Raw genomic sequence first — 10,783 nt, 5'->3', positions numbered from 1 at the left:
CCCTTAGAAGGACTTGCGCACGCTGACGGCGAAGAGCCTCCCAATGGGATCGCTCGCCGTCGCGTCGTAGCCACCGCCGCCGTTGCCGTTGGGCGCCAGATTGACATAGGGGGGCGCAATATCGAAGACGTTGCGCACTTCCATCGCGAGCGTGAGCCCCTTCTCGAAGAAGCCGGTAGCCTGCGGATCCCCGATCCGCCACGTCAGCGTCAAATCGACAGGGGTGTAGCTCTTCACGGACTGCACCGGGTTGGAAAGGTTGTTGGTGTATCCACCAACATGCGTGGCCAGAACACGCGCGCTCAGCGGCCCGTGATCCCAGGTGATGCTGGCCCGCGCCTTGAACTTGAGCGGATTGAAGATGACGTTGCGCCGGTCGACCAGCGGCGCGGCGGGCGTCACGGCGATGTTATATTTGGTGAGGTAGGTACCCGACACGTTGAAGAGCAGATGGTCGTCCGCACCGATGTCGGCTTTCCAGGTTCCGCTAAAGTCGATCCCGCGCGTGATCGACACGCCCAGATTCTGGCTGCGTCCGTCCACGAACAGTGTCACATTGGCCGGATCGCCGCCGGGGAAGGAACCTCCGGCCAGCGCGACGCCCTGGCTCAGCAACTGCTGCACCCGCGCCGCCGCCGCCGATCCGCGCAGGATGATGCCCGTGCCGGCATACTGCGCCTCGTTACCCAGGATGGTGAGGTTGGAGAGGTTGGCCAGCACCTGATTCTCATATTTGACATCCCAATAGGTGACGCCGAAACTCAGATTGGATGTCGGCTCGAAGTCCAAGCCGACCGACCAGGTGGTCGCCGTCTCCGGCTTCAGGTCCAGATTGGGACCGGAAAGCGCATAGCCCTGCAGCGGCGCACCGCCCGCCGGGTTCTGGTAGCTCTGGCCGAATATGTTGTTCGAGTTGCCGTAAATCTCCGGGATAGTCGGCGCCCGGAACGACGTGCCGTAGCTGCCGCGCAGCTTGACGCCGCGCACCGGCTGCCAGTTCAAGCCGAACTTGGGGTTGGTGGTGCTGCCCACGTCACTATACTTGTCGTGGCGTACGGCGGCATTGAGTTCCAGCCGCTCGAAACCGGGAACCGCGTTGTTCGCCCCGAAGATCGGGATGTAGAGTTCGCCATAGAAGGAATCCACCTCGCGGCCGAAATGGCGGTAGGTGATCGGCGTCGTCGGCCCGCCGCGAGCGGAGCCGAGCGCGACGTTGAAATCCTGCCGCTCATAACCCGCCGCCAGCTTCACGTCGCCGCCGGGCAGCGCGAAGAGCGAGCCGTTGAGGCGACCTTCATAGGTCTTCAGGTGGCCATTGGTTGGAGCCAGGAAGATTTGGTCGGCAATCCCGGCCAGCACTGCGGCACTGGTGCGACCACGGCTGTATGGGTCAAACGCCGTCGCGGGGTTGCTACTGGCGAGCGCAGCGTTCAGCGCGGCGTTGTTGATGCCGTGATAAGAGCCTGAGAAATCATTGGTCTTGCCATAGCCGAACAGCACTTCGGCTTCCCAGTCATGGGGCAGCTTCGCACGGAGGCCGGGCGTGATTTGCCAGCTTTCCGCAGAACCGAACGAGTCATTGATCGGCACGCTGTTGCCGAAATTATAGTCGAGTGTGTAGCTGGTCCCGCTAAAGCCAGCCGGCCGCACGAAGAAGGCGTTCGTCTGCGGCACCGTCAGGCGCGCGTTGGAATAAGCGGAATTCCGGTAAAAATTACGCTTTGAATAGAAGCCGTCATAGAAGACGCTCAGCCAGTCGGTCAGGTCGAAGCGACCCGTGCTATTGAATGAGTCGTAGCGCTGCTTCGGAATGAGATCCTGATTGTCCAGCTCGTCGCACCTGTTGAGCGTGCCTGCCGCCAGCGATCCTGCCGTCGCTTGGGTCACGCCCCCCGCCGGGATGGCGTAGGTCGTACCGTTTGCATTGATGTTGCCCGGGGCGCACCGCACAATCCGGTAATCCCCGCCGCCGAAGCCAGTCTGGTTGCTGGTAAAGAAGCCGCGATCATCGCCACTCAGGTTCGAGCGCTCGACATGCTCGTAGGCGACCATGATCTGCCCACGCTCGAAGACCTTGCCGAGGGCGGCGCCCAGCGTCGTCTCATGGAAGTCGCCCCGCGACGATATTCCCGAGCGCGCGAACACCTCGCCGCCGTCTAGCGACCGACGGGGGATAAGATTCACCACGCCCGCGACCGCATCCGAACCGTAGATGGCGGATGCGCCGTCGGCGACCACCTCGACCCGCTCGACACCCAGCGACGGCAGGACCGACGGATCAATCGAACGGCTGTTGTTGGTCACGCGGTGCCCGTCGATCATCACCAGCGTCGCATAAGGCCCGATGCCGCGCAGGTTCACCGAGTTGCCATAGGTGATGTTGCCGCTTCCGCCCGACTGGCCACGCGAATTTTCCGAGACGCCGAGGTCGAAGACCTGCGGGATTTCCTTAATCATGCGATCGACGGTGACCGCGCTCGAAGCCTCCATCTCGGCCCGGCCAAGTGTTGTGACCGTCGACCCGACCGGCGCTTCCCCGCGCACGCGGCTGCCGGTGATGACGATGTCCGGCGCTGCCGCCTCTTCGTTCTGCGCCACCGCCATCGCGGGCAGAGCCAGTGCCATCAGGCTGCTGCCCAGCTTCAGTGCCGTTCCTAGAGTGATCCCGCCTTTATAATCCTTGCTCATCCCAACCTCCCTCGCCGCCCCTGCGGCTTTTATGTTTAATCGACGTCTCAGTTCGCGACCGGCAATTTGACCCAGGAGCCGCCCGCGCTGCCCCGCTCGACCGTGAAAACCGGGGCGGGAGTCTGTTGTATTTCCTTGAGATTGCGCTGGCGGGGGTCCGCACCGGCGATGGTGACGCGCAAACGCGCGCCAGCCGGCACGATCCGCGACACCGGCGTCAGATCAATCGCCAGATTGGCCTGCTGGCCGATCGGGAGAGGTGCTACATCCGCCTTGCGCCCTGAGTGCCAGGGCAGACCCATGACGTCATAGGGTGCCTTGCCATTCTTGCGATGCGCTAGTGCCAGCCGGCCGAAGGCCACGACCTCCGCCTGTCCGTCGGCCGCCACTTGATCCAGATAGACGAAAACATCGGCATCGGGCTTGTCCGCCGAGACGCGCAGGTTCACGACCGGATAGCCGATCAGCTTGAGCGGCTTGTCCAGCTGGGCGCTGGTATAGCTCAGCCCCTTGTCGTCCATGGGCTTGGCCCAGAAGGCAAAATAGTCTGCGCCCGGCAAGTCGTAGCGCACCGTGAACTTGTCCGCGCCCGCGCGATCCGGCTTTGCACCGAGCGTTCCGTCATTCACTGATCGCGCGGTGCCACTGCGACCGCCGTTCAGGAACCACTGCATTGGCGTGACCTTGGCACCCGGCAACGCGTCGGAGCGGGCATAGCCACCTTTCCCGTCCAGTCCCTCGACCCAATAAGTCGCACGCGGCTCCTTCTCGATGCCGTTGTCCGCGCCTTTGAGATAATGATCGAAATAGCGCACGACTTCGCCGGTGAAGTCGAATCCAGGCGGCGGCACGCAGTGGCTGCCAGGCCCCGCGAGAAACTTCGATCCCTTGAGGTTCGCCGCGCTTAAGATGGACTGGGCCGTTGGCTCGTCATGCCAGTTGCTCCAGAAATAAGTGGCGATGCCCGCCCGCTGGATCGCGTCGAGATAATTATAGACGCCCACTTCCTCCCAGAAGCGATTTCCAGTGAAGGCGGAAACGCTGTCGCGATAGGGCATTCCATACCAGAGGGCGGCCATCGGCGTGTTCTGGGCATGCTGGGCAACGGCTGATTTAAGCTGCTGCCCGTCCGCGTCGCCATCGACCGGGACGCTCGCGAGATCATCGCTCAACGGCTCGTCCGGCCGGGTGTTGAACTGTGCGGCGATACCCCCGCGCCGCACGAAAGCATATTTATCGAGGTCCGACGCGCCGATGAAAACCGCCTTGAGCGCCGGGGGCGCAGTGGTCGCGGTGTGAAATGTTGTGCCCCCCAGATAGGAGCATCCGATCATGCCGACTTTGCCGGTGGAAAAGGACTGACTTGCCAGCCACTCGACCAGATCATGGCCGTCTTTCGCCTCGGTGCGGTCCTGAAAACCCCGGCGCGCGCCAAAGGACGCGCCCTTGCCGCGAATATCGGCGACCGCGACCACGTAACCGGCCGAAATCAGCGAGCGCAGCGCCAGGCCGTCCTCCAGCGCGACTTCCCTGATCGCGCCGTCTTTATCCTTGAAACGAGCGCGATAGGGCGTGAACACGAAGATGACCGGAAGGCGCTTTTCTTCCACCTTGCCGTCACTGGCCGGTCGATAGATGTTGACGGCCAGCTTCGTGTCGTCCCGCACAGGCACGTAGAGCGAGGTACGCTGCACGTCTGCATAGTCTTTAGCCGGACCCGGCACGGCTGCCGTAACAGCAGCCAGCACGCCGATCCATCCAACCGCCCGCATCCCCGCTCTCCTATTGTTGACAATTTCATCAGCGATCAACCGGCCGGATGCAATCAAAAAACAAATGACAATATTGTTGACAATATTGTCGGGAGATTAGACGTTCCTCACATGAACGAGCAGTTTGACAAGCGGGCACCCTCGGCAGTCGAGGTCGCCGACTGGGTGCGTGACCGCATCCGCACAGGCCGTTTTGTGCCCGGCCAGCGGTTGGTCGAAGTGGACATCATCCGGCAAACCGGCGCTAGTCGGTCGAAGGTGCGCGAAGCGTTGCAGCGGCTGGAAGGCGAAGGCCTGGTGCTGATCGAGGAATTCCGCGGTGCATCCGTCCGAAGCACCAGCCTTGAGGAAGCTGCGCAAATTTATCGGGCGCGTCTTGCCTTAGAAGGTATCTGCGCCGCCGACTTCACACGAAACGCCTCGGAGGAACAGAAGCACCAGTTGTGCATCGTCCAGGAGCAACTCGACAAATGCGTGAACGATCGGGCGCCGGATAAGTTTGGGCGGCTGAATATCGAGTGGCATCGACTCATTGTGGAGGGCTCCGGCAACACGGTCATTGCCGAGTTGCTCAAACGCCTGAATGTTCCCATTCACCGAATGTTGTTCGAGAGTTTCTACGACGAGGAGCGCCTGCGTACCGCGAACGCGGACCACCAGAACATGCTGCGCCTCATTTTGGCCGGAGAGGCCGATGCGGCCGAAACGGCCATGCGCAGCCACATCGGTGACGGGTTCAAAACACTGTCAAAAATCGAGAGTGAATTTTATCGGTGAGGGTCGTGAGAGCGGTGCTCATCGATTGTCAAGAACGGTGGCCACTGAAAGAATCGGCTAACCCGCGATAAATCCGGGGCGCGAACCTCAGCGCTGTTCCACTCCGCCATCTTCGACCGCGCTTGAAGCGCTCGCCGCAGCGCGTGCATCGGCGAGCGCCTTCCTCGCCTTGCCAGCGAAGGAAGCCTTCGGGTCCAGCTTCAGGGATCGTTCCAGCAAGGCAATCGCTCGCGCATGATTGCCATCCCGACCTTGCTTCCCGTCCAACTCGGCCTTCCCAAGCATGAAGCAGCTTTCCGCCTCCCCAAGCCCGCACGCTTTGTCGAACATGTCGAGCGCGCCGCTCCGGTCTTTACGGACTCCCTGGCCCCGATGGATCATCATCGCGAGATTGCCGCAGGCGCTCGCGTCGTCAGCCTGACACGTATTCTCGAACAATGCTGCGGCTCGCGCGTAGTCACGCGGCACGCCGAGGCCGTCCCGGTAGAGGACGCCGAGATTATAGCATGATTTGTCATCACCCGCGTCGCAACCCTGCCCGAACAGGCGCGCGGCTTCTGCATGACTACGGCGCAGTCCCTTGCCCAGCGAATAGGCCGCGCCGAGGTTCATGCATCCGTCGGACGATCCCTTGTCGCAGGCTTCCCGGAAGAGAGCAGCGGCACGGACGTCGTCCTTCACAACGCCATCCCCGCGAATATAAGCGAGACCCAGGTTCGAGCATCCGGTGGCATCGCCGCTCCGGCAGGCATAGGCGTAATAAGCAGCGGCTCGGTCCATCGACAGGGCGACGCCCTGCCCCTGCCCATAAGCGAAGCCGGCCATGGTGCAGCTTGCCATGTCACCAAGATTGCACGCCTTGCCGGCAAAATAGGTCGCCCGCACCAGATCGCGTGCGACACCCCGGCCTTCACGGTAGCGCTCGCCCAGGTCGGCGCAACTGTCCGCATGCTCTTCGTCGCAGCGCGTGACAAGGTCCGGCACGGAGGTCGGCGCGTCCTCTTGTGACGGCTCCATTTGCGGTGGCGTTTGCGTTGCTGTCGCGGCTTCCTGCGCCTGCGCAGGAAGCACCACGAAGAAGATTGCCAGCGCGAGGACGACTATGGGCCGCAAGGCCGATGTCATCCCCCTTGTCCCTCGGCCGCGTCACGGACGAGCTGTGCGCGAAAGTGCAGCGATTGCGGCGTAGCCTCAAGCACGTCGATCATGAAGTCGCCAATATGAACTGTCTTTTGCGCTCGCGGAAAGCGCATGGGCTGGCCGGAACCGGCATGAGCGAGGTCATCGATGCTGTAGCCACGCTTCTCGAACACCAACTCGCCATTCTGCACGCCCAGATAGGCAATGTCGTAAATCTGCCCGACCACATCCGTGTCATAATCGCTGACGATGGGGATCTGCGCACCCTTGGCATAATCCCGTGGTGGAACGACGGCATGTCCCGCCAGCGCAATCTGCGGCGTGCCGAAGGTTTCAACGCCGGGCGCCTTCGAGCGAATGACCGGCACCTTGGGATCAAGGCGCATGCGTTCGTGGATTGCCTTTGGGCTTTCCGACGCCTGGGCATCGGCGATCAGGGCCTCGGCAAAAGCGACTTCGTCGATCTGCAGGGGGAAGCCGTCGCCCTGCGCATGATCCGCGGCGCAGACGAACTGCAATTGCGCATCGCCGATTGTTTCGGGCAGGACGGCTTCGGTCGGAAAGCTCACCGCGGTCTCGTCGAGCCGTTGATCCTCAGCGTCATAGCGCATCGCCATATCCCAGCTTTCGGTGCGCTTCTTGCAGTCGGTCACCATATAGGCGCGGATGAGGGCCGCTGGATCATTGGGATCGCGGATCACCTGGCTGGCCTGATACCGGACGATATCGCCCTCACGCTCGATGGAGCCCACATCAACGAACACAACCCGGTCTGCACCCTGTGCCACGAACCACCATTGCGAGGAGCGCGCCTGCGCCGCCATCGGCGCCAGCGCGAGCAGGCCGCATAGCAGCGTACCGATTTTGCCGTTCAACAGCTGTCCTTTCCTCATGGTCATTTGCCGGGCGATTCCGCCTCTGGCGCGCCTAGCGGCTCAATGGATTTCCCATCCCTGGTACAGGTGAACCGCGACGCACGCAGTGGCGGTCGCACGCTCACCGCATTTGCCCGCCAGATTTGCCCTTGCTCCGGGCTGGACGTCATCGCACTGCGGTCGATACGCATGCCCGCCTCCGGCGCCAGCTCTTCTTCGAAAAACCGAACGCACTTCTGAACGGCGCTATCCGTGATCCCGGCAATCGCGACCTCATCTTCGCCGATACCGGCGGGCAGCATGCCGGCGACAGGATCTGCCCTCACCACATCTTGCGGTGGGGCCGCGGCAGCAACGAGCATTGTTATCATGAGCATAGGATGAGACCTCTACAAGCGGAAACAGGCTCTTGTGGCCACCTATGCGCAGGATATGAAACTGTTTTTCCCAATCGATCGTCCAGCCGTGCGACGCTGCCGTTGGCACGACGGTCGACGGAAACACGCACACCCTACTTCGGCCGCCAGTAAGATGCCGTGGTTGCGTGGGCACGCATGAGCAGCAGCCACCCTGCGCAACTAGCGGATCGGCGTTAAGACCGGAGGTCCGGTGCATGGCCGATCTGTACTATCATTCTTGCTCAGATGCTGACCACCCGGCCACTGGCATGCCCTTTCGCCAAGATGCACTATTGAAGGTACCGATGACTAAATACGTATTTTATTTAGGAATAATCTGACAATTTTAATTGTCGCAAATTCAAAATCGGCGAATTTTAATCGCCATTTGAGAAACTATATGCGCCGCAAGGGGCCACACTCAGAGGTCGAACCTACTCCACCGTCACGCTTTTCGCCAAATTCCGGGGCTGGTCGACATCCGTGCCCTTGAGCACCGCGACGTGGTAGGCGAGCAGTTGCACGGGCACGGCATAGACCATCGGCGCGATGAGGGGGTGGACCTTGGGGAGCGCGAGTGTGGCAAGGCAGCCTTCACCGGCGGCGGCGATGCCCTTCTCGTCCGAGATCAGCACGACCTTGCCGCCGCGGGCCTGCACTTCCTGCATGTTGGAGACGGTCTTCTCGAACAGCGGGCCTGAGGGCGCGATGACGATGACCGGTACTGCCTCGTCGATCAGCGCGATGGGGCCGTGCTTCATTTCACCCGCCGCATAACCTTCGGCATGGATGTAGCTGATTTCCTTGAGCTTTAGTGCACCTTCGAGGGCCAGCGGATAATCGGTGCCGCGCCCCAGATAGAGCACGTCCCGCGCGGGTGCGATGTGCGGGGCAAGGGCCTGGATCGCCTCGTCCTGCATCAGCGCCTGATTGATCGCGGCGGGGGCCTCGGCGAGGTGGCCGACGATCCGCTGCTCTTCCGCGCGCGTCAGCCGCCCTTTCGCGCGGGCGAGATTGGCCGCGAGCGCCGCGAGCACGGCGAGCTGGCAGGTGAAGGCCTTGGTCGAGGCGACGCCGATCTCCGGCCCGGCATGGGTCGGCAGCAGCAAATCCGCCTCGCGCGCCATCGAGCTGGTCGGCACGTTGACGACGACGGCGATCTTCTGCCCTTCCGCCTTGGCATGGCGCAACGCCGCGAGCGTATCGGCCGTCTCGCCGGATTGGGAGATGAAGAGGGCAAGGCCGCCCGCCTCCATCACCGGCTCGCGATAGCGAAATTCCGAGGCGAAATCGAGATCGACTGGCACGCGCGCGAACTGCTCGAACCAGTATTTGGCGACCATGCCGGCATAGAAACTGGTGCCGCACGCGACAATCGTGACCCGGCCGATGGCAGACAGGTCGAAGTCCGGGATCGGCAGGGAGAGCGTGTCGTCGATCCGCCGGAGGTAGCTGCGCAGCGTCTGCGCCACCACCACGGGCTGCTCGTAAATCTCCTTGAGCATGAAGTGGCGATGATTGCCCTTGTCGATCATCGCACCGGACACGCCGGAGATGGTGACCGCGCGCTCGACGGGATTGTTGGCCCGATCGAACACCTGCGCGCCCTCGCGCGTCACCACCACCCAGTCGCCCTCGTCCAGATAGGCGATGCGCTGGGTGAGCGGGGCCAGCGCCAGCGCGTCCGATCCGAGATAGGTCTCGCCATCGCCATGGCCGACCACCAGCGGCGAGCCAAGGCGCGCGCCGATCAACAGATCGGGATGGCGACGGAATAGGATGGCGAGCGCAAAGGCGCCATGCAGGCGGGGCAGCACCTGCTTCACGGCGTCCTGTGGCGAAGCGCCCTGCTCGACCAGCTCGCTCACCAGATGCGCGACCACCTCGGTATCGGTCTCGCTGGCGAACACCCGCCCGCGCCCGATCAGCTCATCACGCAGCGCCTTGAAATTTTCGATGATGCCATTGTGGACCACCGCGACCTCGTCCGTCGCATGGGGGTGCGCGTTGCTCGTGGTCGGCGCGCCATGGGTGGCCCAGCGGGTATGGGCAATGCCGGTCGCGCCCGCCAGCGGCTCGGCGGCCAGCACACGGGCAAGATTGACGAGCTTGCCCTCGGCCCGCCGCCGCTCGATCCGGCCATCCACGATTGTAGCGACGCCGGCGGAATCATAGCCGCGATATTCGAGCCGCCGCAGCCCGTCGAGCAGGCGCTCCGCAACATCCTGCGTGCCGACGATGCCGATGATTCCGCACATGGGTGAGCCTTCCTTGAATTCAGATCGTGTAGGGGATGCGGATGCCCGGCATATTGGCCGGGAAATCCCTGCTGTTGCGCGTCACCAATATGCGCCCGCTCAACTGGGCCGAAGCGAGAATGATGGCATCGGGCAATTTAAGCGAACGGCGCTGCTGCCGAAGCGAAGCGGCCCGCCGCCCCACCTCCTCGCTTACTTCCGCGATCGCGAAAAGATCCAGAAAGCGCTCCGTCTCGGCATGGAGCCCGTCCGGGGCGCCGGCCATGATCTCGATCCAGCTGATCCGGCTGATCCAGGGCCGACGGGCGCGCTGCAGTTCCGCCCAGGCCTGCGGGCGTTCATGAAGCGCATCGATGAGAATATTGGTGTCGAAGTAGAACTCGCTCACGGCTGAGGTGCGCCCTCGGCGCTCTCCCAGTCCCGATCCCACTCGCCACGGGCGCGACGTTCATAGGCCAGCCCATCCACCGATGAGCCATGCTGTGCCCAGAGGCCGAAAAAACGCTCCACCCCCTGCATGGACTGGGCGGCACGATAGCTGCTGACGGCCTCGCGGAGGATCGCCGCACGAGATGTCCCCTGCTGGGCGGCCTGCTCCTCAAGCCACTTCACATCGTCGTCGGAAAGGTCAGCCAGGAAGCGCATGATATATTGATATCATATCGTGATATCATGTCAATGCGCGCCTCGGCCACGCAAGAAAAGAGGGCGAACCACATAGCTGGCCGCCCTCTTTCCTATCCCAACTGCCCAAATGCACCGGGCGGCGCATTTCCCACGGACAGGTTCGGCTCGCACCGATAAGGATCGATGATCAGCGCTGCACTCCCCACAACCGGGCAAAGCCGATTGTGTCCCACGAAGGATCGCTGCTC

At 62.6% G+C, this 10,783-nt stretch carries 9 protein-coding genes; 1 reads left to right on the top strand and 8 read right to left on the bottom strand.

Annotated elements, in window-relative coordinates; translation table 11 throughout:
• Window positions 1-3 precede the first annotated feature (3 nt).
• A complete protein-coding gene (locus M2339_RS03280) occupies window positions 4-2,688 on the bottom strand; it encodes a TonB-dependent receptor domain-containing protein (RefSeq protein ID WP_264587523.1) in 2,685 nt (894 codons plus the stop codon).
• Between the two features lie 47 nt (window positions 2,689-2,735).
• The gene (locus M2339_RS03275; protein WP_264587524.1) at window positions 2,736-4,460 is read right to left on the bottom strand and encodes a CocE/NonD family hydrolase; all 1,725 of its coding nucleotides are present in this window, start codon (window positions 4,458-4,460) and stop codon (window positions 2,736-2,738) included.
• Window positions 4,461-4,571: 111 nt separating this feature from the next.
• Between M2339_RS03275 and M2339_RS03270 the strand changes: the two genes are divergently transcribed.
• Window positions 4,572-5,237 (top strand): GntR family transcriptional regulator, encoded by a 666-nt coding sequence (locus M2339_RS03270; protein WP_264587525.1) that lies wholly within the window; start codon window positions 4,572-4,574, stop codon window positions 5,235-5,237.
• Between the two features lie 87 nt (window positions 5,238-5,324).
• On the opposite strand, the gene M2339_RS03265 is transcribed toward M2339_RS03270, so the two are convergent.
• The 6 genes from M2339_RS03265 to M2339_RS03240 all read right to left on the bottom strand — a co-directional run bounded on the left by M2339_RS03265 (window position 5,325) and on the right by M2339_RS03240 (window position 10,553).
• Entirely contained in the window at window positions 5,325-6,362 is a 1,038-nt protein-coding gene (locus M2339_RS03265) for a tetratricopeptide repeat protein (protein ID WP_264606149.1), read from the bottom strand.
• Window positions 6,359-7,252 (bottom strand): hypothetical protein, encoded by an 894-nt coding sequence (locus M2339_RS03260; RefSeq protein ID WP_264587527.1) that lies wholly within the window; start codon window positions 7,250-7,252, stop codon window positions 6,359-6,361. Before M2339_RS03260 ends, M2339_RS03265 begins: the two co-directional genes overlap by 4 nt.
• A gap of 20 nt (window positions 7,253-7,272) precedes the next feature.
• On the bottom strand, window positions 7,273-7,614 hold the full coding sequence (locus tag M2339_RS03255; protein WP_264587528.1) for a hypothetical protein: 342 nt from the start codon (window positions 7,612-7,614) through the stop codon (window positions 7,273-7,275).
• Window positions 7,615-8,084: 470 nt separating this feature from the next.
• The gene (gene glmS / locus M2339_RS03250) at window positions 8,085-9,908 is read right to left on the bottom strand and encodes a glutamine--fructose-6-phosphate transaminase (isomerizing) (RefSeq protein ID WP_264587529.1); all 1,824 of its coding nucleotides are present in this window, start codon (window positions 9,906-9,908) and stop codon (window positions 8,085-8,087) included.
• Between the two features lie 19 nt (window positions 9,909-9,927).
• Window positions 9,928-10,296 carry a type II toxin-antitoxin system VapC family toxin gene (locus M2339_RS03245; protein ID WP_264570817.1) on the bottom strand — a complete coding sequence of 123 codons (369 nt, stop codon included), beginning with the start codon at window positions 10,294-10,296 and terminating at the stop codon, window positions 9,928-9,930.
• Window positions 10,293-10,553, bottom strand: a complete 261-nt coding sequence (locus tag M2339_RS03240; RefSeq protein WP_264573219.1) for a ribbon-helix-helix protein, CopG family — start codon at window positions 10,551-10,553, stop codon at window positions 10,293-10,295. Before M2339_RS03240 ends, M2339_RS03245 begins: the two co-directional genes overlap by 4 nt.
• Between the last annotated feature and the right edge of the window lie 230 nt (window positions 10,554-10,783).

Source organism: Sphingobium sp. B2D3C (assembly GCF_025961835.1).
GTDB lineage: Bacteria > Pseudomonadota > Alphaproteobacteria > Sphingomonadales > Sphingomonadaceae > Sphingobium.
Note: the sequence above shows the minus strand (reverse complement) of the source record. Positions and strands in the feature narration are given on the sequence as shown.

What these genes read in the sequence shown, in the direction of transcription:
- M2339_RS03280 (WP_264587523.1), bottom strand. Translation starts at nt 2,688, where the DNA reads ATGAGCAAGGATTATAAAGGCGGGATCACTCTAGGAACGGCACTGAAG.
- M2339_RS03275 (WP_264587524.1), bottom strand. Translation starts at nt 4,460, where the DNA reads ATGCGGGCGGTTGGATGGATCGGCGTGCTGGCTGCTGTTACGGCAGCC.
- M2339_RS03270 (WP_264587525.1), top strand. Translation starts at nt 4,572, where the DNA reads ATGAACGAGCAGTTTGACAAGCGGGCACCCTCGGCAGTCGAGGTCGCC.
- M2339_RS03265 (WP_264606149.1), bottom strand. Translation starts at nt 6,362, where the DNA reads ATGACATCGGCCTTGCGGCCCATAGTCGTCCTCGCGCTGGCAATCTTC.
- M2339_RS03255 (WP_264587528.1), bottom strand. Translation starts at nt 7,614, where the DNA reads ATGCTCGTTGCTGCCGCGGCCCCACCGCAAGATGTGGTGAGGGCAGAT.
- glmS (WP_264587529.1), bottom strand. Translation starts at nt 9,908, where the DNA reads ATGTGCGGAATCATCGGCATCGTCGGCACGCAGGATGTTGCGGAGCGC.
- M2339_RS03240 (WP_264573219.1), bottom strand. Translation starts at nt 10,553, where the DNA reads ATGCGCTTCCTGGCTGACCTTTCCGACGACGATGTGAAGTGGCTTGAG.